General features: G+C 71.8%; 26 protein-coding genes. 8 read left to right on the top strand and 18 right to left on the bottom strand.

The features are described from left to right. Positions 1-5 precede the first annotated feature (5 nt). The 3 genes from NOCA_RS20670 to NOCA_RS20660 are packed head-to-tail and all read right to left on the bottom strand — an operon-like array spanning position 6 to position 3,411. On the bottom strand, positions 6-563 hold the full coding sequence (locus NOCA_RS20670; RefSeq protein ID WP_238383375.1) for a hypothetical protein: 558 nt from the start codon (positions 561-563) through the stop codon (positions 6-8). A 47-nt stretch (positions 564-610) separates the two neighbouring features. Further along, a complete protein-coding gene (locus NOCA_RS20665; RefSeq protein ID WP_197687689.1) occupies positions 611-1,432 on the bottom strand; it encodes a phosphoadenylyl-sulfate reductase in 822 nt (273 codons plus the stop codon). Positions 1,433-1,464: 32 nt separating this feature from the next. Next, entirely contained in the window at positions 1,465-3,411 is a 1,947-nt protein-coding gene (locus NOCA_RS20660) for a MoaD/ThiS family protein (protein WP_011757224.1), read from the bottom strand. Positions 3,412-3,871: 460 nt separating this feature from the next. Here NOCA_RS20660 and NOCA_RS20650 point away from each other — a divergent pair, with 460 nt between their 5' ends. Then, positions 3,872-4,117: a hypothetical protein gene (locus NOCA_RS20650; RefSeq protein WP_041546745.1), complete on the top strand. Its 246-nt coding sequence runs from the start codon at positions 3,872-3,874 to the stop codon at positions 4,115-4,117. Between the two features lie 16 nt (positions 4,118-4,133). Here the strand turns inward: NOCA_RS20650 and NOCA_RS20645 are convergent, their stop codons facing one another. From NOCA_RS20645 to NOCA_RS20600, 10 genes are all read right to left on the bottom strand, one after another. Beyond that, complete coding sequence (locus tag NOCA_RS20645) at positions 4,134-4,592, bottom strand: DUF2752 domain-containing protein (RefSeq protein WP_011757222.1); 459 nt, start codon at positions 4,590-4,592, stop codon at positions 4,134-4,136. Next, the gene (locus NOCA_RS20640) at positions 4,589-5,179 is read right to left on the bottom strand and encodes a class I SAM-dependent methyltransferase (RefSeq protein ID WP_011757221.1); all 591 of its coding nucleotides are present in this window, start codon (positions 5,177-5,179) and stop codon (positions 4,589-4,591) included. Before NOCA_RS20640 ends, NOCA_RS20645 begins: the two co-directional genes overlap by 4 nt. A 37-nt stretch (positions 5,180-5,216) precedes the next feature. Beyond that, complete coding sequence (locus tag NOCA_RS26080) at positions 5,217-6,992, bottom strand: N-acetylmuramoyl-L-alanine amidase (protein ID WP_011757220.1); 1,776 nt, start codon at positions 6,990-6,992, stop codon at positions 5,217-5,219. 210 nt (positions 6,993-7,202) lie between these two features. Continuing rightward, entirely contained in the window at positions 7,203-9,560 is a 2,358-nt protein-coding gene (locus NOCA_RS20630; RefSeq protein ID WP_011757219.1) for a heavy metal translocating P-type ATPase, read from the bottom strand. Positions 9,561-9,589: 29 nt separating this feature from the next. Beyond that, positions 9,590-9,985 carry a heavy-metal-associated domain-containing protein gene (locus NOCA_RS28505; protein WP_083768214.1) on the bottom strand — a complete coding sequence of 132 codons (396 nt, stop codon included), beginning with the start codon at positions 9,983-9,985 and terminating at the stop codon, positions 9,590-9,592. 49 nt (positions 9,986-10,034) lie between these two features. Beyond that, complete coding sequence (locus NOCA_RS20620) at positions 10,035-10,346, bottom strand: metal-sensitive transcriptional regulator (protein ID WP_011757217.1); 312 nt, start codon at positions 10,344-10,346, stop codon at positions 10,035-10,037. Positions 10,347-10,452: 106 nt separating this feature from the next. Further along, positions 10,453-11,076, bottom strand: a complete 624-nt coding sequence (locus tag NOCA_RS20615; RefSeq protein ID WP_011757216.1) for a peroxiredoxin family protein — start codon at positions 11,074-11,076, stop codon at positions 10,453-10,455. Positions 11,077-11,088: 12 nt separating this feature from the next. Then, positions 11,089-12,042 (bottom strand): cytochrome c biogenesis CcdA family protein, encoded by a 954-nt coding sequence (locus NOCA_RS20610; RefSeq protein WP_011757215.1) that lies wholly within the window; start codon positions 12,040-12,042, stop codon positions 11,089-11,091. Next, entirely contained in the window at positions 12,035-12,292 is a 258-nt protein-coding gene (locus NOCA_RS20605; protein ID WP_041548041.1) for a glutaredoxin family protein, read from the bottom strand. The genes NOCA_RS20610 and NOCA_RS20605 overlap by 8 nt, the downstream gene beginning before the upstream one ends. A gap of 231 nt (positions 12,293-12,523) precedes the next feature. After that, the gene (locus tag NOCA_RS20600) at positions 12,524-13,219 is read right to left on the bottom strand and encodes a response regulator transcription factor (RefSeq protein WP_041546744.1); all 696 of its coding nucleotides are present in this window, start codon (positions 13,217-13,219) and stop codon (positions 12,524-12,526) included. 282 nt (positions 13,220-13,501) lie between these two features. On the opposite strand from NOCA_RS20600, the gene NOCA_RS20595 reads away from it, so the two are divergent. The 7 genes from NOCA_RS20595 to NOCA_RS20565 all read left to right on the top strand — a co-directional run bounded on the left by NOCA_RS20595 (position 13,502) and on the right by NOCA_RS20565 (position 18,161). Continuing rightward, entirely contained in the window at positions 13,502-13,789 is a 288-nt protein-coding gene (locus NOCA_RS20595) for an SHOCT domain-containing protein (protein ID WP_041548039.1), read from the top strand. A 1-nt stretch (position 13,790) separates the two neighbouring features. Beyond that, positions 13,791-14,228 (top strand): hypothetical protein, encoded by a 438-nt coding sequence (locus tag NOCA_RS20590; protein WP_197687687.1) that lies wholly within the window; start codon positions 13,791-13,793, stop codon positions 14,226-14,228. 150 nt (positions 14,229-14,378) lie between these two features. After that, complete coding sequence (locus tag NOCA_RS20585; protein WP_041546742.1) at positions 14,379-14,606, top strand: YgaP-like transmembrane domain; 228 nt, start codon at positions 14,379-14,381, stop codon at positions 14,604-14,606. Further along, on the top strand, positions 14,603-14,941 hold the full coding sequence (locus NOCA_RS20580) for a hypothetical protein (RefSeq protein WP_011757209.1): 339 nt from the start codon (positions 14,603-14,605) through the stop codon (positions 14,939-14,941). The genes NOCA_RS20585 and NOCA_RS20580 overlap by 4 nt, the downstream gene beginning before the upstream one ends. 27 nt (positions 14,942-14,968) lie before the next feature. Next, the gene (locus NOCA_RS20575; RefSeq protein ID WP_011757208.1) at positions 14,969-16,120 is read left to right on the top strand and encodes an ABC transporter permease; all 1,152 of its coding nucleotides are present in this window, start codon (positions 14,969-14,971) and stop codon (positions 16,118-16,120) included. Continuing rightward, a complete protein-coding gene (locus NOCA_RS20570; RefSeq protein ID WP_011757207.1) occupies positions 16,117-17,259 on the top strand; it encodes an ABC transporter permease in 1,143 nt (380 codons plus the stop codon). The genes NOCA_RS20575 and NOCA_RS20570 overlap by 4 nt, the downstream gene beginning before the upstream one ends. After that, the gene (locus tag NOCA_RS20565; RefSeq protein WP_011757206.1) at positions 17,256-18,161 is read left to right on the top strand and encodes an ATP-binding cassette domain-containing protein; all 906 of its coding nucleotides are present in this window, start codon (positions 17,256-17,258) and stop codon (positions 18,159-18,161) included. The genes NOCA_RS20570 and NOCA_RS20565 overlap by 4 nt, the downstream gene beginning before the upstream one ends. Before the next feature lie 3 nt (positions 18,162-18,164). Here the strand turns inward: NOCA_RS20565 and NOCA_RS20560 are convergent, their stop codons facing one another. The 5 genes from NOCA_RS20560 to NOCA_RS20540 all read right to left on the bottom strand — a co-directional run bounded on the left by NOCA_RS20560 (position 18,165) and on the right by NOCA_RS20540 (position 22,574). After that, on the bottom strand, positions 18,165-18,869 hold the full coding sequence (locus NOCA_RS20560; RefSeq protein ID WP_049774421.1) for a M23 family metallopeptidase: 705 nt from the start codon (positions 18,867-18,869) through the stop codon (positions 18,165-18,167). 140 nt (positions 18,870-19,009) lie between these two features. After that, on the bottom strand, positions 19,010-19,795 hold the full coding sequence (locus tag NOCA_RS20555) for a prolipoprotein diacylglyceryl transferase (RefSeq protein ID WP_197687686.1): 786 nt from the start codon (positions 19,793-19,795) through the stop codon (positions 19,010-19,012). A gap of 113 nt (positions 19,796-19,908) precedes the next feature. Next, positions 19,909-21,129: a YVTN family beta-propeller repeat protein gene (locus NOCA_RS20550; protein WP_011757203.1), complete on the bottom strand. Its 1,221-nt coding sequence runs from the start codon at positions 21,127-21,129 to the stop codon at positions 19,909-19,911. A gap of 168 nt (positions 21,130-21,297) precedes the next feature. Continuing rightward, positions 21,298-21,534, bottom strand: coding sequence for a biotin/lipoyl-containing protein (locus tag NOCA_RS20545; protein ID WP_011757202.1), 237 nt, complete (start codon positions 21,532-21,534; stop codon positions 21,298-21,300). Next, a complete protein-coding gene (locus NOCA_RS20540) occupies positions 21,531-22,574 on the bottom strand; it encodes an alpha-ketoacid dehydrogenase subunit beta (protein WP_011757201.1) in 1,044 nt (347 codons plus the stop codon). Before NOCA_RS20540 ends, NOCA_RS20545 begins: the two co-directional genes overlap by 4 nt. Positions 22,575-22,584 lie beyond the last annotated feature (10 nt).

Here is a 22,584-nt window from a genome sequence, read left to right as displayed (position 1 = left end):
CGCGACTACGGGATGCTGAGGACGATCTCCTGGTCGGGCTCGAGGCGCAGGTCGCCCGGGTCGCCGGTCACGGGAGTCCCGTTGCTGGTGAGCGTGACCGTCTCGCCCGCCTCCGCGCGCACCCCGCCGATCTGGGTCCGCGTGAGCGGGACCCCCCACTGGACGAACAGCTGCCCCAGCGTGAACACCTCGCCGACGGTGTCGGCCTCGATGTGGATGGTTCCGTCCGCCTCGTGGGTGTGCAGGGCCGACATGGCTCCCGTGGACGGGTCGACGCCGATGTTCGACGGTACCGGCACCGGTGTTCCTGCCACCACGATCTCCAGCCGCGGGTGGTAGTGCTCCGCGGTGCCCATCGGACCCAGGTCGAGGCCGGCTGCCGCGACCCGGGCCGCGACGTCGTCCGTGGGTGCCGGCCACGGTGGGGGCGTGGTGGTCATCTCGACCGAGCCGGTCGGAGCTGTCGACGCGTCGGCGTCGGAGCCCTGATCGGAGCTCCCGCAGGCGGTGAGGAGCAGCGGTGCGACCAGGGCCAGGGTGACCAGGCGGGGACGTGACTTCACGGGAGAACCATCGCAGGGCGTGGTCGGGTGGCGGTAGGCGGGCAGGGTCACGCGTGCGTCGACGACGCCAGGATCTCTGCCGCCTCGTGCTCGAAGCTGCCGGTCTCGATCGGGCAGTGGATGCCGCACTCCTTGGGCGCGCCCTTCTCCCACCACCAGCGACCGGCACGGTCGTCCTCTCCCACCGCGACAGGTCGGGTGCAGGGGCCGCAGCCCAGGCTCGTGTAACCCTGCGCGTACAGCGGATGCACTGGGACACCGTGCTCCTCGACGTAGCCCCACACGTCGGCGCTCGCCCAGTCGGCCAGGGCGTTGACCTTCACGATGCCACCGTGGTCGTGGTCCAGCTCGACCTTCTTGATCGCCGCGCGCGAGGCCCACTGGTCGCGCCGCAACCCGGTGAACCACCCGTCCAGCCCGCGCAGCGCCTGGGTGAGCGGCCGGACCTTCCGGACCTGGCAGCACCGCATCCGGTCGGCGACACTGGAGCGAAACAGGTCGACGCCGCGCTCGGCGACCATCGCCTGGACCTCGGCCGCGTCCGGGTGGAGCACGTCCCAGCGGGTCCGGGGGTAGTGCGCCCGGGCCTCGTCGATGAAGCGCAGGGTTGCGTCCGGGAGCCGGCCGGTGTCGACCGTCACGACCCGGATGTCCGGCCGGAGACGGGTCGCCATGTCCAGCACGACCATGCCGTCCACCTGCAGGGCCGTCACGATGGCGATCCGATCACCGAGCTCCTCGAGTGCCCAGGCGATGACGTCCTCGGGCTCCTGGTCATCGAGGTCGACGGCGATCTCGCCGATCTCGAGGTCGTCGAAGACCACGCGCTCGGCCGGGTTGGAGGCAGTCCTCGCGTCGACGATGGTCACCGTGCTTCTCCTGTCGTACGTCGTCATGTCGGTCAGCCCCCTGCCATCGCCATCACGATGGTGATCGTGTCGTTCGGGGTGACATCCGTGGACAACCCCTGCAGCCCACGGATGTCCTGGTCGCCGACGGTGACCAGGAAGGCGCCCGCCACCTCGCCGTCGGGCAGGACGGTGCTGCCGAACTGGGGATGCCGGCGAGTCACCTCGGCCAGCACTCCGCCGACGGTCCGGCCGTCGACGCTCAGCTCGTCCGCGCCGTCGACGTACCTCTGCAGCGGCCCGGGCACCCGGACCAGCACCCCGGCGTCCACCCGCTCCCCGGGCCCGGCGACGGACCCGCGAGCGCCGACGGAGACGGCGAGGAGCTCGTCGTCTTCCAGCAGGTCGCAGAACTCGCCGAACGACGGTCGGCCGCCGGTCCGGTCCTGTTCGGCCAGCCAGGCGCCGACGAGCCGGTCGAGCACGTCCTCGACGTCCTTCGTGGGGACACGCCGGACGAGCCGTCGACCGATCGCCGTTCGTCGGCCGAGGCCGCCACCGACGCTGAGGTCGTACGCCTCGACCCGTTCCCCGGTGTCGGGGTCGTGGGTCGTGGTGCCCTGCAGGCCGATCTCTCCGACCCAATGCTGCGCGCAGGCATGGGGGCATCCGTCGAGATGGATGGCCAGATCGGACAGGCGCTCCGCGCCGTGAGTTGCTTCGAGCCGGGTGAGGATCCCGTCCAGCTTGTCCTTGGTCTCGGCGACGGAGTAGTTGCAGAACCGGTTGCTCGTGCAGGCGACGGATCGTCCGACGGCTCGGCTGCGGTCGACCGGGACACCCAGCTCGGCGAGTCGGGCGCTGACCTCCTCGACGCGGGCTCCGGGCACGTGACCGAGCACGAAGTTCTGCTGCCGGGTGAGACGCAGGTCGCCGCCGATGTCGTCGACCAGGTCGGCCAGGTGAGTCAGGGTCGTTCCAGACAGCCGTCCGGAGGGCACCGGAACCCCGACGTAGACGCGACCGCCATCACGCTGTGGGTGCACGCCCAGGTGGTCGGCCCCGCCGACCGGGTCCGGGGCCACCCCGTCTCCGAGTGCGTGCCCGAGCTGGTGCTCGACGCGGGCTCGGAACGCCTCCGGGCCGAGGTCGTCGATCATGAACTTGATCCGCGCCCGCGCCCGCGACATCCGGTAGCGCAGGTCGGTCTGCCAGGCGTCGGTCACCGCCCGGAGGACCTCGACGGTGTCCTCGACGGGGATGAAGACGCCGACGTCCCGGGAGATGCGCGGGGTGTTCGCCATGCCGCCGCCGACCCGGAGGGCGAACCCGCGACGACCGTTCTGCAGCACCGCCACGAGCGCGACGTCGGAGATCTCCGGAGCGTTGCACTGGGCCGGGCAGGCGGAGATCGTGTACTTGTGCTTGCGCGGCAGGTTCTTGTAGTCGGGATGGGACCCGAAGAACGCCGCGACCTCGCGAACTACATCGGTCACGTCGAAGACGTCGTGGCCGCTCAACCCCGCAACCGGGCAGCCCGTGACGTTGCGGACGGTGTCACCCTCGGCGCCGGCGGTGCTCAGGCCGATCGCCTCGACCTCCGCGACCACGGTGGGTAGGTCCGCCATCGAGACCCAGTGAAGCTGGACGCCCTGCCGGGTGGTGAGCTCGACCCCGTCGCGGGCATGTTCGCGCGCGATCCGGCCCAGCCCGCGGACCTGCGACGCCGTGAGGACGCCACCGGGAACCTTGACCCGCACCATGAAGGTGCCCACCTTCGGCTTGTCGTGGGCGATGCCCCACCAGTGCAGTCGGACCATGTCCTCCTCCGGGACCGCCTCGTAGCCGCGGGCGATCAGGTCGGGCAGCTCGGCGCGCACGTCGACCGGGGGCCGGTCGCGCTTGAGTCGTTCGAGGAAGTTGCGTCGGTAGACCTGCTCCCAGTCGGGGGGCGGGCGGTCGGCTCGGGCGCGTCGGGTGCGCGTCGGGGTCTCGGTCATGAGGGTGCTCCGGATGGTTCGAGGGTCGACGGGTCGGCCGGTCGACCGACCACGGCGTGGTCGATGTCGCCGAGGCGACGAGAAGGTCGAAGGCGCGCGCCGGCCAGGACTCGAGCCTCAGGACTGGGGCCCGTGGCCTCGAGCGGAGAGTGCGACGCGCTCAGCGCATTCGCAGCGGGGCGGGCGCGCTCGAGCAACAGTCGCTCAGGCTGGGGATCATCTGCCCCACCTGGTCACGACAGCGCGTCCGGATCATGGGCCAGACCTTAGGGGTGCCGAGTGGCCCTGGGCGGGTGTTCTCATGATGCGTCCGCACTCGGGACCAAGGACCTGATCAAGTCGGGACCTTGGTCCCGGGGTCGGCCGATCCTCTTGCGGGCTCGGGCCGCTCTACGAAGGTCGATAGTATTTCGGGCTCGCCTGCTGCATCCGTGGGTCGCTCGTGCCGGGCCGGCGGTGCGTGGGCAACCGTTCCGGGGGCCGGTTCGGTTGGCAGGACACCAACCCGGTCGCGGAGTCGGTGCTCCTTCTGCAGCGCGCGTTCTGGGTCGGGACCACAGACGACCGGCGCCGCACGGCTCTCGAGCACCTGCCCGACGAGCTGCTCGCTCGCGGTCTTCTGGCGCTGGCCCTGGCAGTCGTGGTCCTCGGCGCGCCGCAGCTGGTGTTCTCCCGCCTCCAGGACAGCGTCCCGGACCGACTCTGACGACCGCCTCAGCTGGTCAGTGTGTCGGCACCAGAAGCAGGTCGACCCGCGACTGCTGGCGGATCTCCAGGGCCACGAGCAGGAGGATCACGACGGCCAGGACGACCTGCCGGCCGCGACGACCCAGCCGCACCTCGACGGTCAGCCAGCGTCGCGAGGCCACCCCGACCACCGCGCGGCCCAGCACTCCCAGCGCGCCGAGGACGACGACGACACCGAGCGGGTTGTAGGTCCAGGCGCGGCCGAGGTCGCCGCGGGCGGCGAATCGGGTGGCTCGCGTGCCTCCGCAGAAGGGATCCATGATGCCCATCCGGTGGAGCGGGCCGTGGAGGTCGACGGGAGGCAGCCCGAAGAGCGCCATCGCGGCAGCGAGCAGGGCACCGACGACCGCCAGGGCCGTCAGCGTCCTCCACTCGTCGCGCGGCGACCAGGTGATCCGCAGCCGATCCGCCGTGACCGGCCCCGATGTGCTCATGGCGTTGACCGACGGGCGAGGAACCTCGCCACGGTCCCGGCGAAGCCGGCTCGCACGGCGACATCGACGAACCCTGCTTCCAGGAGCTCCCGGTGCAGGTCATCGGGGTCGAGCAGGAGATAGGGCGAGCGGTCGATGACATGGACCGCGCTTGCGATCGAGGTGTCCGCGAGGTCGTATCCGACGAACGTGCCGCCCGGACGGAGCACTCGGGCGACCTCCTGCAGTCCGCGCCTCCAGTCGACCACGTGATGCAGCATCAGACAGCTCGTGACGAACTCGAAGGCGCCGTCCGGATAGGGCAGTGCCGTGACGTCGGCCTGGTCGACGATGACGTTCCCGCGATCGCCGAGGAGCCGGGCTGCCGCCGCGACCATCGCCGGGTCGACGTCGCTCACCGTGAGCTGCACGGAGGGAAAGGAGCGGGCGACGCCAACCGCCATGGCCCCGCTGCCGCTGCCGAGCTCGAGCACCTCGCCATGGAGCTCCACCCCCTGGAGTGCCCAGGGAAGGATCGCCCGCCGCGCGATCGCGCGCCAGGGTCCGCTGCGGCAGAACGCCGCCTCGAGGACGGACATGGCTGGCATCGGGACCTCCTGCTCGGCTCGGCTGGATCGCGTCCGGTCACCCGGACGGTCTGACGGTGGCGGTGTCCGTCGCGCTCGCACCGGCGGCGGTCGGGCCTCCGGCGAAGTCGACCCGGGCCTCGTACCGCCCGGGTGCGAGGTCGCGGAAGACCACGCGGGCCCGCCCGTCAGTGGCCGCGACCGTCCGACTGTGCCCGGCGAACGTGATCGTCACCGAGTCATCGAAGGGTACGTCGAGCCCCGGTGTCTCGATCGTGACCCGGACGACGGCGCGCCCGCGCCGTCCGACTGCCGCGACGTCGATCCGGGTGCGCGAGCGCACCGGGTCGGGGAAGGTCACGACCTGGCTCGCGGGCTCGTACCCCTCGGCCGTGAGGTCGACCCGGACGGTCATCTGCGCTCCCACGTCGTCTGTGGACAGCCGCCGATCGGCGGTGGCTGCGGAGCCGAGCGGCTCGCCGTCCCGCATCCAGGTGTATGCCGCCGATGCGGCCGCAGGCGCCCAGGCTCCCGGACTCACGGTGAGCAGCTCGCCATCCACCGGGGTCCCGGCCGCGGTGAAGGGTTCGGTGATCTCGACCTGTCCTGCCCGGTTGAAGCGGTCGATCCGGACCTGGGTGCGCCGTCGGATCTCGGGCAGCTCGTCGTAGAGGTGCTGCCCGGGGCAGGCGGTGTCGTTGGTGTCCCGGTGCCCGTCGATGACGGGCAGGGTCACCCGCCTGCCGGCTCGGAACTTGTCGCTGCCCTCGGAGGTCACGATGGTGCGTCCCTCGGGGTTCCGGTCGTAGGGGTGGAGCTTCCACGCGGCGATCCGGGCGAACGCACCGAGGACCGCCCGGCTGGGCGTGGCCTGGTCGAAGTTGCCGATGGCGGCGATCCCTGCCGACGTGGCGTTGAAGCCGAGGGTGTGCGCGCCGCGCACCGGCTTGGCGGGACCACCCGCGCGGCCGACCCAGGCCCGACCGAACCGGTCCACCAGGAAGTTGTACGCGATGTCCGACCAGCCCAGGCTCTGGGTGTGGTACGCGTACATGCCGCGGATCAGCGCGGGGACGTCCGTGCGCGCGTAGGTGTTGCTGTTCGCGGTGTGGTGGACGTGGACCTGCTCGATCGTCTCGACGTAGGAGGGCCGTCCCTTGCGCCAGCCCTCGTCGGCGCCCCACTGGGCCCGGCTCAGCAGGTCGGGCGGCGGTACGACGCCGGCGGGAGTGCTCGCCGGCTCGCCGCCGGCGCGTCGTGTCCGCCGCCGTCCCACCCGGGCGTGGCCGATCGACCGGTCGCTCGGCAGTGGCGTCGGATGCAGGAGAACCATCGTGAGACCCGCCGGCCGGCTGTCGCGGATGCGCAGCCGGATGCCGTCCGCCGGCCCGATCCAGGCGAGCTCGGTCCCGACGATGCCGGTGGCCTCGCCCGAGTCGGCGTCGGGCGAGTGGTGGACGTGGGGCATCCGTGACCACGGCTGCCAGGCACCATCGGTGCGTGAGCTGACGTCGATGTGCGGCTCGACCTCGCCGCTGCGCCAGGTGAAGCCGACCATGGTGTGGGTGCTCGTCGCCAGTCGCGAGGTGCGCCAGGTGCCAGGTTCTTCGAGAGCCAGGATCTCGTCGGTGAGTCGCACCGCGAGCGACTCCACCCCCATCCGCCCGGCGGAGAGCTGGAGCACCCCGTCGGTGCGCGGGGGGCCCTCGCTGGAGCCGGACAGGACCCCGTTGCGGGCGGCGACGCCGATCCCGGCGACGGCCGCGGCACCTCCGACCAGGGCGGCGAGGAAGGGTCGACGCGTAGTCGGGCGAGGTCCGGGGCGCGCGCTCATGCGGTCCACCTTCCGTCATGTCCACCGGCGCAGCTGGGACGCCGCGCCGGGACGCGCCCGCCCGCCGGGGTCGCAGGCCGCGCGGAGCTTCCACGGGCTTGGTCGGGACGTCGGCCGGTGTGGTGAGGAGGGTGCGGTCGGTTCATCGTCGCTCCTTGGGGTGTGCTCTCGACGGCTGTCCGACGCCGCCGGCGAAGGGTCCCCGGCGGGTCAGGTGCCGGTCATGGGCTCGACTTCGCCAGTCGTGGACCGCTGGACGGAGATGGCCTCGAACCGGCGCAGGCGCAGGCTGTTGGACACCACGGACACCGACGACAGCGCCATGGCCGCGCCCGCGATCACGGGGTTGAGCAGGCCCAGCGCCGCCAATGGGATGGCGGCGACGTTGTAGACGAAGGCGGCGAAGAGGTTCGTCTTGATCGTCCGCAGGGTCCGGCGCGACAGTCGGATCGCGTCCACCGTGGTGCGCAGGTCCCCCCGGACGAGGGTGAGGTCCGAGGCCTCGATCGCGACGTCCGTGCCGGTCCCCATCGCAAGGCCGAGGTCGGCGGCTGCGAGCGCGGCAGCGTCGTTGGTGCCGTCGCCGACCATCGCGACCGTGTGACCCTCGGCCCTGAGCCGCTCGACCACGCCTACCTTGTCCGCCGGCAGGACCTCGGCGATGACCTCGTCGATGCCGACCTCGGCCGCTACTGCGTGCGCCGCGCGCTGGTTGTCGCCGGTCAGCAGCACCGGGGTGAGCCCGAGTGCCTTGAGCTCGGAGATCGCCTGCACGCTCGTCGGCTTGAGGGTGTCGGCGACGATGACCACGCCGCGAGCCGCGCCGTCCCAACCGACGGCGACGGCCGTCCGGCCGACCCCCTCGGCATCGGCCACCGCACGGAGCAGCGGCTCATCCAGGGCCTGGCCCCACGCTTCGCGCAGCCAGCTCGGCCGCCCCGCCACCACCTCGTGGCCGTCGACGACTCCCGACACGCCGAGCCCCTGGGTGGCGCTGAACCCCTGGACCGGGCTGAGTGGTCGGCCGGTCAGGCTGGCGGCGCCGGCGGCGATGGCACGCCCGATGGGGTGTTCGGACGCGTCCTCGAGCGCCCCCGCGAGGCCGAGCAGCTGATCGGTGTCGGTTCCGATAGAGGGCACCGCCCCGACGAGCGTCATCTTGCCGGTGGTGACGGTGCCGGTCTTGTCGAGCACGATCGTGTCGACGACCCGGGTGGATTCGAGCACCTCCGGGCCCTTGATCAGGATGCCGATCTGCGCGCCGCGTCCGGTGCCGACGAGCAGCGCGGTCGGCGTTGCGAGGCCCAGCGCGCACGGGCAGGCGATGACCAGCACGGCGACCGCCGCGGTGAAGGCCGCGGTGGCGGTGTGCCCGGTCGCCAGCCAGGTGATGAGGGTGGCCAGTGAGATCGCGATCACGATCGGCACGAAGACACCGGAGACGCGATCCGCGAGCCGCTGTACCTGGGCCTTCCCGGACTGGGCCGCCTCGACGAGGCTCGCCATCTGGGCGAGCTGCGTGTCCGAACCCACCCGGCTGGCTCTGACGACCAGGCGGCCGCCGGCGTTGATGGTCGCTCCGACGACAGGGTCACCGGGGCCGACCTCGACCGGGACCGGCTCACCGGTGAGCATCGAGGCGTCGACCGCGGAGGACCCTTCCTCCACGACGCCGTCCGTGGCGATCTTCTCGCCCGGGCGGACCACGAACCGATCTCCCACGTCCAGCTGGCCGATCGGGATCCGGGTCTCGACCTCCCGGGCGGCGCCGTCGCTGGAGTGGCGCAGCACGGCGACGTCCTTGGCGCCCAGGTCGAGGAGTGCGCGGAGGGCTGCGCCGGACTGCCGCTTCGCGCGCGCCTCGAAGTAGCGCCCCGCGATGATGAACGTCGTGACGGCGGCCGCGACCTCGAGGTAGATGTGCGCACCGCCGGCGTCGTCCGGGAGCAGCCGGAAGGGCATCCGCATGCCGGTCATCCCGGCATCGGTGAACAGCAGCGCCCACAAGGACCACAGGTAGGCGGCCGTGACGCCCACGGAGATCAAGGTGTCCATGGTCGCGGTCGCATGCCGGGCGTTGACGACGGCCGCGCGGTGGAACGGCCAGGCCCCCCAGGCGACGACAGGCGATGCCAACGTGAGGGAGATCCACTGCCAGTTGTCGAACTGCAGCGCGGGAACCATCGCCAGCAGGAGGACGGGGAGCGTCAGCACCGCCGAGATCGTCAGCCGGCGGTGCCAGGCGGCGGTCGCTGGATCGGGCGCGGCCTCGGTGCTGTCCGTCCCGGCGCCGCCCTCCGGGGCCGTCGGGACGGACTCGTGCTGAGCTGCCGTGTACCCGGTGGCCTCGACGACCGATACCAGCTGGTCGACGGTCACCGGTGCGACGTACGTGACCCGGGCCTTCTCCGTCGCGTAGTTGACCGAGGCGACCACGCCGTCGATCTTCGCCAGCTTCTTCTCGATCCGGGCGGCGCAGGAGGTGCAGGTCATCCCGCCGATGGTGAGCTCGACCGTCTGCGGCGACTCGCTCTCCGTGGTGGGTATCGGTTCGGTCTGCTGCGTCATGTGGCTACCTCGTCGATGGGTCTCGGCGGTCAGGCGAGGCGGTACTCGCCGGCCTCGGCCAGTGCCGCGGCGACGGCGTCGGCGCTCAGTGGCCGGCGGCTGGTCACGCGCACGGTGGAAGCACCACCGGCGACCAGGTCCACCTGGACATCGGTGACGCCTTCCAGGGCGCCGAGCTCGGCGGTGACGGCCCGAGCGCAGTGACCGCAGGTCATGCCGAGCACGGAGTAGGCGTGCTCGCCGGTCACGTCACCGCCCTGGCCGGGGCGATCCTGAGCAGCTGCGGTGCTGTCGGTGCTCGCGGACGGGGTGGCTCCGGACTCGCCGCAGCCGCACCCGCCGCAGCCGCAGCCGGATGAGGAGTCCGCGGCGGCGGATGTGTCGTCGGCCAGCGGCAGGAGCTGGATGGGGCTGGAGTCGTTCATGGGACTTCCTGTCTGTCTCTAGGGTTGTTGTTGGGAGGGCCGGTCGCTTCTAGGAGCGGACCAGCCGGGCGATGGCGTTGGTGGCCTCGGTGACGTGCTGCTGCCGTTCCTGGGGCGTCGCGGGAGGCGACATGCAGTGCTCGAGGTGGTCCTCGAGCAGGAGCAGGGCGACGCTCTGCAGCGCCCTCGTGATGGCGGAGACCTGGGTGAGGATCTCCACGCAGTACGCGTCCTCGTCGACCTGGCGCTGCACACCGCGGACCTGGCCCTCGATCCGGCGCAACCTGACCCGCAAGGCGGCCTTGTCGTTGATGTACCCCGGGCTCGGGGCGGAGGGATCCGCTGCTGCGTGCGTGTGCACGGCCCGCCTCCTCATCAGCTGCCACCGGTTCCTGATCGCCTCGCCAATATACCCCTAGGGGGTATCGTGGCCCAGGGACCATGGTCCCGTTCTCGCAAGCCGGCGCTCACGCCAGACGCGCGCGGACCTCGTCGATGAGCTTCTCGGGGGCGAGCCACATCGACGGGTACTCGCCGTACCAGCGCTGGCGCCCCTCGCTGTCGATGAGCACGAAGCTGTGCCCGGGAAGGCCGGCGTGCATCCCCTTGCCCAGGGTTCCGTACTCGCCGGAGACGGTGCCGTCGTCGAGCAGGAACGGCGTCCGGACCCCGTTGGCAGCCATGTCCTGCAGGATCTGCTCGCGGGTGTTCATCACGATGGGAAGGACGGTCACGTCAAGGTCACGCAGCTCGTCCATGTGGCGCTCGACCTCGGCCATCTGGACGAGGCAGGACTGGCAGCCGGCGCCCTCGGAGAAGTACAGGAGAACGTTGTCGCCGCGGTGGTCACTGAGACTGTGGGTCGCACCGGCGGTGTCGGTCAGGGTGAAGTCCGGCGCGCTCTTGACGTCGTCGGACGACTGGGGCCGCGACGTCAGCATCATCGCGCTGACGATGCCGCCGACGGCGGCGAGGGCCACGAGCCAGACGGCCGCGCGCCGCAGGCGCTGGTTCCGCTCCTGGTCGTGAAGCACCTTCGCCGCGCGCTCACGGCGCTCGTTCCTCGACCGTTCGGCCGCCTTGCGAGACATCTCGTGCTCTCCTCACTTGCCTGATTCGTGGTGGTCGTGGCACGCGTCATCGGGTGTCGGGCCAGGCTCGTGCCGGGCTGCTGACGCGTCCCCCGGTGCCCGTCCCGGCCGGCGCCGATCGGCGAGGGTCGCGGTGATGAAACCCGCGGCGAGGAGCAGGACCGCCAAGCCGAGGACGGGTTCGGGAACCGGGTCGGTCCAGCGCTCGATGCGCGTGAAGAGGCGTTCGAGACCCTCGCCCATCGCGACCTGGAACCCGGGTCCGCCGGTCATCTGGCCCGTGTTGGCGAGATAGATGACGAAGCCGCCCATCAGCGCGAACGCGATCGCGACGGCCAGGTTGATCGTGTTCGTCGCCAGCACCCGTCCGGCCACCCGGATGCGGACCGGCTTCGCGCGGAGCCAGCGCCGCTCGCCGAGCCGGAAGCGGTCCCACGCCAGGGCCATCACGAACAGCGGGAACACCATGCCGAAGGTGTAGGCGAGCCCGAGGGCGATCCCACCGACCGCGGACCCGGAGAGGGCCGAGAGGGTCATCACGCCCGCGAGGACGGGCGCGCAGCACGAGCTCGCGACACCGGAGAAGACCCCGAGCGCGAAGAAGCTGGCGCTGTCTCCGCGGGCGGTGTCCGGTGCGCGGAGGAACGACGGCATGCTGACCATCCGCCCGGACAGCGAGAATGCGGCCAGGGCGAGCATCAACGCGCCCCCGGCGTAGTAGAGCGGAGCGTGGTAGTTGGCGATCGTCGAGGCCACCAGGCTCATGCCGAGGGTGATCGGCACCAGGACCAGTGCCAGGCCGGCCGCGAACACGAACGTGAGCGGGAGCAGTCGCCAGCGCCGGTTCTTCACGGCGACGGCCAGGTACGACGGGGCCAGGAACACGATGCAGCACGGGGCGAACAGCGCCACGCCACCGGCGAAGAAGGCCGCGAGAACGGAGCCGGTCGTGAGCAGGTCACCCATCGAGGCCCCGCGCGGTCAGGAGCTTCGCGAACTTCCGTCGCGGCAGCCGGCCCTGGGAGAAGAACTCGCCGTCGACGAGGACGAGCGGTGTCAGCGACGGCCGGTGTCGCTGCACCAGGGCCTGGCCCGTCTGCGAGCGGATGTCGACCACGTCGAGGGCGAACTCGTGGTCCTGCGCGAACCCGCTCAGGGCCGCCAGGGCGTCCTCGCAGAAGTGGCACGCCTCCGACTCGACGACGGTCACTCGCATCGCGGCAGCCGGCTGGGACCCCGTGGCGGGCGTTCCGGCCGAGTGGTGGACGGGCGGGATCAGCGGCATGGCCGGCCCTTCTGTCAGTCGCGGTGTCCTTGGTGCTCCCAGCCTCCGCGTCGCTGGTGGAGATTCGCGCCCTGCTCGTATGAAGATTCGCTGAAGCCGACGGAGGAAGGTCCCGGATCGCGGGGTCCTACGGCCCCGGTGCGGCGCCGGCACCGGATGCGATCACTCCTCGCCGGTGCCCATGCGGTAGCCGACACCGCGGACCGTTCGCAGGTACTGGCCCCGGCTCGCGTCGTCGTCCAGCTTGCGACGCAGGTGCCCGATGTGGACGTCGACCAGGTGCTCGTCGCCCACCCAGTCCTCCCCCCAGACGCGATCGATGAGCTGGCGGCGTGAGAACACGAGTCGGGGGCGCTCGGCGAGCGTGGCGAGCAGGTCGAACTCGGTGCGGGTCAGGGGCACCAGCTCGTCGCGGAGCCAGACCTCGCGCGCCTCCACGTCGATGGAGAGCGCACCGAACGTCAGGATCGTGCCCGCCGTTGCGACGTCGGCCCGCTGGCCGGTCTTCGGTCGTGGCCGGCGCAGGATGGCCTGCAGCCGGGCGAGGAGCTCGCGCGGACTGAACGGCTTGGTCATGTAGTCGTCGGCGCCGACGGAGAGTCCGATCAGCATGTCGACCTCGTCGCTGCGGGCGGTGAGCATCACGACGTAGCAGTCGCTGAAGGTGCGCAGCCGGCGGCACACCTCGATGCCGTCGATGCCCGGGAGTCCGAGATCGAGGATCACGACGTCCGGATCGACCTCACGCGCGAGGTCGACCGCTCGCAGTCCGTCGTGGGCCAGCGCGACCTCGTACCCGGCCCGCTCCAGGTAGCTGCCCACGACGGCGGCGAGCTCGACCTCGTCCTCCACGACCATGGCGCGCAGGGCAGGCCGTGCCGCCCCCGGTGCTGTGGATCCGCCTGCACCGGCACTCGTGGGATCCGTCCGGGAGGAGGGCCGGTCTGCATTCTCGATCACGACGTTCATCGTGGCAGCAGTGGCGCCTGGTTCAACGAGATCCCGACCTGACGGCGGCATCTTGACCGAACCTTCACAGGAACCGTACGGCGCCATCCAGGTGTGCCACCCAAGGTGGAGCAACAGCGACCGATCGGCCGATCGGTCGGCCGGCGGCCCGAGGGAGGTTGAGGTCCGATGATGGGGTGGAACCCTGACGCTGGTTGGGGCTGGGGCACCTGGCTGGGCATGGCCGTGATGATGGCGGTCGTCTGGGGCGCCGTGATCGCGGTGATCGTGATGGTGTTCCGGCCTGCTCGCTCCCAGGAGGGCGGCGGTCCGCGCTCCGACCGGCAGCCCGATCAGATCCTGGCCGAGCGGTATGCGCGCGGCGAGATCGACGAGGCCGAGTACCGGCTGCGGACGGACGTGCTCCGCACGACCGACCACCCGCGCCGTCGTCACTCCTCAGACGTCCAGGGCTCCTGACGTGGCCGACCAAGGGCCGGCCCCGGTGCTCGGTGAGCTGCCCGCAGCGACCGAACCGGCGACGGAGTCGACAGTGGCCGACCGGAGGTGGCTGGCCAGTGCCTGGAACGCGGCCGGCACCGCGGTGACCGGTCTCCTCGGCCTGGCGCCCCACGTCCTGCACCACGTCGGGCTGTTCGCAGGCGCCTTCCTCGTCACGGGGGCGACCGGCAACGCCCTGTTCGGCGTCGCGGGCCTGGTGCTCTCGATCCCGTTCCTGCTTCGTCTGTACCGGCGGCACCGGACGTGGAAGGCGCCCGCGATCGCCGTCGCGGTGTTCGTGACCGTCTTCTCGCTCTCCGCCTTCGGCATCGGACCGGCGATCACCCGCTCGGCCGACGACTCCGGCCCAGCGCGACCGTCCTCCCCGGACCAGCACTCGCAGCACCACGACGGCTGAGCGGCGCATCCGAAGCCCAGCACGGCGACCTTCAACGAACCTTCACGCCAACGCAGCACTGATCTTCAAGGGCGCCGCCGACAGTGGAGCCAGGACCCGACTAGCGGGTCGAGAACAAGTTCGGAGGCTGTCATGTCACCTCGTTGGCCCGTGAACGTCACCCCACCGGAACGGGTGGCGAGGATCGTGATCGGCGCGGCCGCCGCGGTCGGCGGCGTCGCCCTGCTGACCGCAGGACCGGGCATCATCGTGCTCGTCCTGGAGGTGCTGCTGGTGCTCGCCGGCCTCGACCTGGTGGTCACCGGCGCAGTCGGGCACTGCCCGCTCTACGCCCGGCTCCACCACGTGCCGTCCTCGCTCGAGGGGAGCACCCGATGACCGAGCGGGCCGGCGGCGTGGCGTCGTACGGCGGGTCGGAGGAACGCATTCCTTCCGCCGAGGGCAGCCTGCTCCGGCACGACCAGCACCTCCCGGGCGGCGATCACGGTGACCACACCGAGCACGCCCGGACCGAGCAGGCGGGTGGCCATGGGGGTCATGGGGGCCACGGCTGGATGATGCTGATCTGCTGCATCCCGATGCTGCTGATCGCGGTCGGCCTGATGGCGGCCGGTGCCGCCAGCCCCGGGATCCTGGTCCCGGCGATCCTCTGCACGCTCATGATGGCGCTGATGATGCGCGCCATGCCGGGTGGGGGTCACGGGAACCACTAGCTGGTCTACCCGCGAGGGGCGTGGGACGTGAGTTCGCTTGGAGGGACCGGCGGGGCGACCACCGGTGGGTCGGCCTGGACCCCCGGGGTGGCCGCGCGGTTGCTGGCCGCGAGCAGACGGCAGAGCGCCGCCGGTGCAGCGGGTATCGCCCTGGCCCTGATGCTGATGCTCCTCCTCACGGGGCTGTGGGCCGGGATCCAGGAACGGGTCACGACGTACGACGACCACACCCGCGCCGACCTGGTCGTCGTCCCTCCCGACACGCACACGCTGTTCGCCGACCCAGGGGTGCTCCCCGCCGGGACGACCGCAGCCGTGGGTCAGGTCGACGGCGTCACCGCGACTGCGAGTGTGCGCACCATGTACCAGATCCTGGAGCTGGCGCATGGGAAGGCTGCGACCGCGACGGTGGCGTTCGACCCAGCCAGCGGGATGGGCGGGCCCTGGGACATCGAGGACGGGCGGGCGCCGGTCGCGATCGACGAGGTGGCCGTCGATGCGGTCTTCGCCGACCAGCACGGGCTGGCGCTCGGTGATCGGCTCCCGATCCTCGGCCACCAGATGCGGATCGTGGGCCGGACCGGTGGCACCGCCCTGTTCATGACCCCGCTGCTGTTCCTCACCACGGACGCGGTCAACGACATGCTGGACTCGCCCGGCGCGGCCGGTGCCGTGCTGATCAGCGCCGACGATCCCACCGCCGTGCGGCGGCAGCTCACAGCGGCCGGGTACGCCGTCCGGACGCCGCGCGAGCTCCACCAGGAGTCCCTGAGCCTGGCCACCTCGATCTACGGCACGCCGGTCCGGCTCATGGTCGGAGTCGCGTTCGCGGCCGGGACCTTGATCGTCGCGCTCGTCGCCTACACGCGCATCTGCGAGCAACAGCGCGACCTGGGCATCCTGAAGGCGCTGGGGGCGACCCCGCGAGACCTCCGACGGATCACCCTGGCCGAGACGGCGGTGCTCGCTGCGACCGGCGCGGTCGGCTCGGTCGTGCTGCTCCTGCTCGCGCGAGAGCTGCTGGCGTGGTGGCGCCCCGCCTTCCCGGTCGTGATCACCCGGACGACCCTCGTGCAGACGACGACCGCGGCAGTGGCGATGACGCTGCTGGCCGCCTGGCTGCCGGTCCGCCGGATCGGCCGGCTCGACGCCGCCTCGGCCTTCAGGACCGGACGATGAGCGGCCGGGCCGTCCCTGTGGGCCGGCGGTTCCTGTTCGTCGAGCGCCGCCGGGCCGTGCTCGCCGTCCTGGGCGTTGCTGCGTCGCTGCTGCTGGTGCTCCTGCTGAACGGCATCTTCGCCGGCGCCATCGACCGCGTCACCTACTACATCCGCACGTCGCCCGCGGATGTGTTCGTCTCCCAGCAGGGCGTGCGCACCATGCACATGTCCTCGTCGGTCCTCCCTCCGGACGCTCTGGCACGCGTCGCCGAGGTGCCGGGGGTGGCCTGGGTGACGGGCATCGACTTCACGTCCGGATCGATCGGCGGCCCGAACGGCCGGCAGCTGTCGTACGTCATCGGCTACGACACCGAGCTCGGGCGCGGTGGTCCGGCCCGCCTGGTCGCCGGCCGTCCGCCGGGCATGGGTGAGGCGGTCATCGACGAGCAGGCCGGCGACCAGCTCGGTGCCCCGCTGGGCGGCTCGGTGACCGTGCTCGGGACACCGCTCCGCGTCTCGGGGCTCTCGACGGCCGGCACGAGCATCACCAACACCACGGTGTTCGTCGACTCCGAGCAGTTCGCACTGCTGCCGGTGGCGGGACACGGGCAGGACCACAGCGCGAGCCCGGCGTACCTGCTCGTGGGCGCTTCCGCCGGTGTCGACCAGGCGATCCTGGCTGACCGGGTCCGGACGGCGGCCCCGGACCTGGCCGTGCAGACCCGCGACGAGTTCGTGGCGTCCGAGACCCGAGTCGTGACCGACATGAGCGCGGACCTGCTGCGGTTGATGTCGACCGTCGGGCTGGCGATCGCCCTCGCGGTCATCGCGCTCGGTCTGATGACGTCGACGCTGAACCGGTTGCGCGACTTCGCCGTCCTCAAGGCACTCGGGTCGTCGACCGCCCGGCTCGTGGGCACCGTGGTCAGCCAGGTGCTGTGGACCGTCGGCCTGGCGGCGGGACTCGCGACCGTCCTGGCCATGGTGGTCGCGGTGGCGCTTCGCCAGGTCGCACCCGACGTCCAGATCGAGGTGACGGCGGAGGCGAGCACGCGGACGGCGGTCTCCGCGCTCGTGGTCGGACTGGTGGCCGCGCTGTGGCCGCTACGGCGCGTCGCCGCCCTCGATCCCGCCACCGCCTTCAGGGAGTCCAGATGAGCATCACACCCTCAGACAGGCGCGTCCCTCGAGACGCGCCCAGCTCGCCATCCGGCCCCGTCCTCAAGGTTCGCGGCCTGGTCAAGACCTACGGCGGTGACGCCACGTCGGTCAAGGCGGTCAACGGCATCGACCTGGAAGTGCGGGCGGGGGAGCTGCTCCTGGTCATGGGGCCGTCCGGGTCGGGCAAGACGACGCTGCTGCTGATGCTCGGGGCGCTGCTGCGGCCGACCGCCGGCTCGATCGCGGTGATCCGCGCGGACGGAGCCGAGCTCGAGCTCACCGCCGCGTCCGAGAAGGTCCTACCGCAGCTGCGCGCCCACACCTTCGGGTTCATCTTCCAGGACTATGCGTTGCTCGATGCGCTCTCCGCCGAGGAGAACGTCGCCGTCGCCTGCAACATCGCCGGACGAACGGGGCCGTCGGCACGGGCGACGGCTCGAGAGCTGCTCGAACGCGTCGGGCTCGATCACCGCGCAGGCGCGCGGCCGTCGCGGCTCTCCGGTGGCGAACAGCAGCGCGTCGCTGTCGCGCGTGCGCTGGCCAACGATCCGCCGGTGGTCCTGGCCGACGAGCCGACCGCGAACCTGGACGCTGCCCGCGGGCGCGAGCTGGCCCGGCTCCTGCGGCGGGTTGCGGACGAGGACGGCCGCGCGGTCGTGATCGTCAGCCACGACGACCGGCTGCGCGAGGTCGCCGACCGCGTCCTGTGGCTCGAGGACGGGAGGTTCAAGGAGCTGGCGGCGATGGCGGTCGACCCGGTCTGCGGCATGCAGGTCGAGACGACGGGCCCTCGGGTGGACGTGGACGGACGTCCGCGCTGGTTCTGCTCGGAGGCGTGCGCCGCCGAGTTCCGCTCCCACCCCGATCGGTACGGGCCGGGCGCCGACGTGCCGTCGTAGGGCTCAGAGCTCGACCCCGCGCTCCCTGAGCACCGGGACCGGGTCGACCGGGTCCTGCCCGTCCGGACGGACCTCGAGGTGCAGGTGCGGGCCGGTGACGTTGCCGGTCGCGCCGACCGTCCCGATCTGCTGCCCGGCCGCCACCTCCTGGCCGACCGCCACCGTGATGGTATCGAGGTGGGCGTACCAGGTCTCCGTGCCGTCGGCGTGCGTGACGACCACCTTGTTGCCGTACGCGCCGTCGTACCCGACGAAGGTGATGACCCCGGCGCCGACGGCGCCCGTCACCGTCCCGGTGGGCGCGGCGAGGTCGACGCCCGTGTGCACGGTCGACCACAGCGAGCCGGTGTCGCCGAAGGTGGCGGTGATGCGGTAGCCGGTGAACGGCAGCACCCACCGGTTCCGGCGCAGGTAGGCGGCCCGGGTGCCGGCGAGGTCCTCGATCCGGGAGAGGGCTGCCTCGCGCGCTCGAGCCGCGGCCTGCAGCCGGCCCGCCTCGGCGCCGGCGGCGCTCTGCGTCGCCAGGCGGTCGGCGCTGCGGGACACCACGCGTCGGCCCCGGGCCCCGGTCGCCAGCCGCGGGGGAGCGACGGCGGCTTCGGCGCCGCGCTGCTCGATGTCCTGGTCGAGGGGCGTCGCGGCGCCGAGTGTGGCGCCGGCGATGGCCGCTCCCGCGGCGAGGGCGCCCAGGGTCGTGCTCAGCGGCACTCTCCAGGAGCGGCCTCCTGCGGAGCGGCGGTGCTGGTGCTGTGGCGCACGATGGGCGCCTCCACGGGCGTGGCGACCGGCGCGATGCTTGCTCATGAGTTCCCTTCCCGAAGCGGCGCGTGGGGACGTACCGCGTGCGGTCAGGTGGGCGCGCCGCTGCCCGTGTGCTCAGGCGTCAGGGGCGATGGGTCGTCCCCGGGGACAGCGCCGGAGCGGTACGCCGCGCGCAGCAGCAGGCCGAGGCCGACGAGGACGAGCACGACGGACCAGAGCTGGGGTTGCGTCAGGCCGAGCCAGCTCTCGGAGTTGATGCGAAGCTCCTCGATCGACAGCCGGGTGATACCGCTGGCGAGCGCGTAGACCGCGATCAGCGTGATGGCCCGGACCCGGGTGCGGAGCTGCCACAGCACCACCGCGAGCAGGAGCGCGCCGATGGTCTCGTAGAGCGCCGTCGGGTGGACGGGGACCGACGTCGGCACCGTCCCGTTCGGGAAGGCCATCGCCCACGGGAGGTCGCTGGGGCGGCCGTAGGTCCCGTCGCCGGCCAGGAAGCAGCCCACCCGACCGATCGCGTACGCCGCTGCGAGCGGGCCCGTCAGCACCCCGGCCAGGGGCACGAGGGGGAGGTGCCACCGCCGGGCCAGCACCAGCACGGTCAGGGTGCCGGCGAGGAAACCGCCGTACCACGTGAAACCCGACCCCCCGAAGTGGTGCAGGCTGATGCTGCCGCCGTTCTCCGCGAGGAAGTACGCCTTGGCGCCGACGAACCCGAAGAAGGTGGTCGCCATCACGAGCGTCCACGCCCGGTCCTCGTCCCAGCCCATCCGGCGGAACTCGCGGACCAGCAGGAAGCCGGCCACGAGCGCCGCCGCCGCCTTGCTGGCGCCGTAGCTGTTCACCGAGAGCCCGAAGAGGTCGAACAGCACCGGCCTCACGATCGCCCTACCTGGTCAGGTCGCATGACTCGACCCTTCCGGCCCGGGATGAAGATCCGATCACCTTCGCGTGGAGAATCCGTGTTCCCAGCGGGGTCCGAGCGTCAGTGACCGTCGTCGCCGTGGCCCTCGTCGCCCTCGTCGCCCTCGTCGCCCTCGTCGCCCTCGTCGTGCGAGTCCATGCCGGCGTCCGGCAGCTGGAGCTCGACGGTCGGCTGCTCGTCGACGACGACCGGTGAGAAGCTGATCCCGTTGGGGGCCTCGCCGACAGGCACCCGGGCGACCACACGCAGCTCCTGCAGGTCGATGACGGCGACGTCGTTCCCGTAGATGTTCGTGACGTACGCCTGACGGCCGGTCGGATCGATGACGATGCCGTGCGCGCCCTCGCCGGTCTCGATGGTCTCGACCACCTCGAAGCTGTCCGTGTCGACCACCGACACGGTCGTGCCCGGGGCGTCCTCGGTGCCCTGGTTGGCGACCAGCAGGAGCTCGCCATCCGGGCTCACGTAGGTCTGGATGGGCCCGCTCCCGACGGTGGTCTTGGCGATCGCGCGGCCCTTCGCCAGGTCGACCTTCACGACGGCGTCCTCGGCGTTCAACGACGCGTAGACGAACCGCCCGTCGGGCGAGAAGGCCACCTGGGCGGGTGCCGCGCCGACCTCGATCTGTGTCACCTCCTCGTTGGAGGCGGTGTCGATCACGCTCAGCGTGCTCCCGCCGATGTTCGCGACCACGATCCGGCTCCCGTCCGGGCTCGGCCGGAGGCCGTGCGGACCCGCCCCGACGGGGATCGTGGCGGTCGGCCTCATCGTGGCCGTGTCGATCGCGGTGACCGTCCCGTCCTCGCCGTTGGAGGTGTAGGCGGTGCTGCCGTCCGGCGTCAGCACGACGTGAGCGGGCATGCTTCCCGTTCCGACGGTCCCGTGCAGGCCGAGCGTCGCGGCGTCCAGCATCACGGCGAGCGAGTCGTGCCCGCTGACCGTCCAGATGGTGTTGCCGTCCGGCGCGACCTGCACGTTGTGCGGGCCCGCGATGCCGGAGACCGTCGTCACGACCTCGTGGGTGGCGGCGTCGATCGCGGTCAGGCTGTCGCCCGCCTCGTTCGCGACCCAGATCGTGCCGGTCACGCCGGCGGCGGCGCTGGGTGGCCGTTCGGCCCCGTCGTCGTCGGCCAGCGCGACGGCGATGGACGCGACCGCGACCAGGACGGCCAGCCCGGCCGCGCCGAGCCAGACCCGTCCGGCGCGCCGGCCCGACCCAGCTCCGTCGGTCGGCTCGGTCGTCTCGGGCGGCTCGCCCTGGTCGTCGTTGGCGTGGGTCACGATCGCCTCCCGGCTGGTCGGTGGACAGCGGGTCGGACGAACCGCGGCGCCAGCGTGGGTGGTGGACCCGGTGCGAACCGTGGGCATCGTGTGAAGGTTCGATGAAGTTCGTGCTCGTCGGGGCCGAGCGCGTCAGGCGGGGCGCGCTCGACCCGGTGGTGACACCAGTCAGTCGTCGATGCGGGCGATGGGCGTGCCCTGCGCGACCGCCGCCTCCTCCTCGAACAGCAGGTGCACGACGCCGCCGACCGGCGCCGGCACCTCGGCCGCGACCTTGTCCACCTGCACCTCGGCGATCAGCTGATCGGCGGTCACCGTCTCGCCCTCGCGCACGAACCAGGTCGACACCACCCCCTCCGCGTCCGGCGTCTCCTTCGACAGCGATGGGAACAGGACGTCGGTCACCCGGCCACCACCCGGCGTACGGCGGCCTCGATCCGGTCCTGCCGCGGCAGCACGGCGTACTCCAGCGCATGGGCGTAGGGGATCGGCACGTCGGGCACCGCGACCCGCTCGGCCGGTCGCTTCAGCAGCGTCGGGTCGTGCTCGGCGATCGTGGCGACCACCTCGCCCGACATCCCGAAGGAGAGGTAGTCCTCGTCCACGACGACCAGGCGACCGGTCTTGGCGACCGAGGCGAGGATCGCCTCCCGGTCCAGCGGCACCAGGCTGCGCAGGTCGAGAACCTCGACGTCGATGCCGTCGTCCGCGAGCCGCTCGGCCACGTCGAGGGCGTGGTGGACCGACAAGGAGATCGTCACCACCGTGACGTCGCTGCCCGACCGGACGACGTTCGCCTTGCCGATCGGCGTCTCGTAGTCGCCGTCGGGGACGGCGTCGTTCGACCGCGGGTTCTTCGCCATCCACGGCAGCCCCATCACGCCCTTGTGGAACAGGTAGACGACCGGGTTGTCGTCACGGATCGCCGCCGTCATCAGCCCCTTCGCGTCGGCCGGGCTGCTCGGGACCACCACCTTCATCCCGGGCAGGTGCGCGAACGTGCCCCACAGGCACTGGGAGTGCTGGGCGCCGTCGGAGTAGCCGCCGCCGGCGGCCATCGTCAGCACCATCGGCACCTTGACGTTGCCGCCGGACTCGAAGTGGATCTTCGCCATGTGGTTGTAGATCTGGTCGAGGCAGACCCCCATGAAGTCGGCGAACATCAGCTCCACGATCGGCCGCATGCCCTCCACCGCGGCGCCGATGCCGAGCCCGATGAAGGCGGTCTCCGAGATCGGGGTGTCGATCACCCGGTCCTTCCCGAACCGGTCGAGCAGCCCGCCGGTGGAGCCGAAGATGCCGCCGTACGAGCCGACGTCCTCGCCCAGGTAGAACACGGACGGGTCGCGCTCCATCTCGAAGGCGATGGCCTCGACGATCGCCTTGGAGGTGGTCAGCCTCCGCGAGTGCGGGGTCGGGGTGGTCGGGGTCTCGGTGATGGTCATCGTCGTCTCC

The sequence above is a fragment of the Nocardioides sp. JS614 genome (assembly GCF_000015265.1).
GTDB lineage: Bacteria > Actinomycetota > Actinomycetes > Propionibacteriales > Nocardioidaceae > Nocardioides.
Note: the sequence above shows the minus strand (reverse complement) of the source record. Positions and strands in the feature narration are given on the sequence as shown.

Coding starts and splice junctions, on each gene's coding strand:
- NOCA_RS20660 (WP_011757224.1), bottom strand. CDS start 3,411: ATGACCGAGACCCCGACGCGCACCCGACGCGCCCGAGCCGACCGCCCG.
- NOCA_RS20645 (WP_011757222.1), bottom strand. CDS start 4,592: ATGAGCACATCGGGGCCGGTCACGGCGGATCGGCTGCGGATCACCTGG.
- NOCA_RS20640 (WP_011757221.1), bottom strand. CDS start 5,179: ATGCCAGCCATGTCCGTCCTCGAGGCGGCGTTCTGCCGCAGCGGACCC.
- NOCA_RS26080 (WP_011757220.1), bottom strand. CDS start 6,992: ATGAGCGCGCGCCCCGGACCTCGCCCGACTACGCGTCGACCCTTCCTC.
- NOCA_RS20630 (WP_011757219.1), bottom strand. CDS start 9,560: ATGACGCAGCAGACCGAACCGATACCCACCACGGAGAGCGAGTCGCCG.
- NOCA_RS28505 (WP_083768214.1), bottom strand. CDS start 9,985: ATGAACGACTCCAGCCCCATCCAGCTCCTGCCGCTGGCCGACGACACA.
- NOCA_RS20615 (WP_011757216.1), bottom strand. CDS start 11,076: ATGTCTCGCAAGGCGGCCGAACGGTCGAGGAACGAGCGCCGTGAGCGC.
- NOCA_RS20610 (WP_011757215.1), bottom strand. CDS start 12,042: ATGGGTGACCTGCTCACGACCGGCTCCGTTCTCGCGGCCTTCTTCGCC.
- NOCA_RS20605 (WP_041548041.1), bottom strand. CDS start 12,292: ATGCGAGTGACCGTCGTCGAGTCGGAGGCGTGCCACTTCTGCGAGGAC.
- NOCA_RS20600 (WP_041546744.1), bottom strand. CDS start 13,219: ATGGTCGTGGAGGACGAGGTCGAGCTCGCCGCCGTCGTGGGCAGCTAC.
- NOCA_RS20595 (WP_041548039.1), top strand. CDS start 13,502: ATGGGGTGGAACCCTGACGCTGGTTGGGGCTGGGGCACCTGGCTGGGC.
- NOCA_RS20580 (WP_011757209.1), top strand. CDS start 14,603: ATGACCGAGCGGGCCGGCGGCGTGGCGTCGTACGGCGGGTCGGAGGAA.
- NOCA_RS20570 (WP_011757207.1), top strand. CDS start 16,117: ATGAGCGGCCGGGCCGTCCCTGTGGGCCGGCGGTTCCTGTTCGTCGAG.
- NOCA_RS20565 (WP_011757206.1), top strand. CDS start 17,256: ATGAGCATCACACCCTCAGACAGGCGCGTCCCTCGAGACGCGCCCAGC.
- NOCA_RS20540 (WP_011757201.1), bottom strand. CDS start 22,574: ATGACCATCACCGAGACCCCGACCACCCCGACCCCGCACTCGCGGAGG.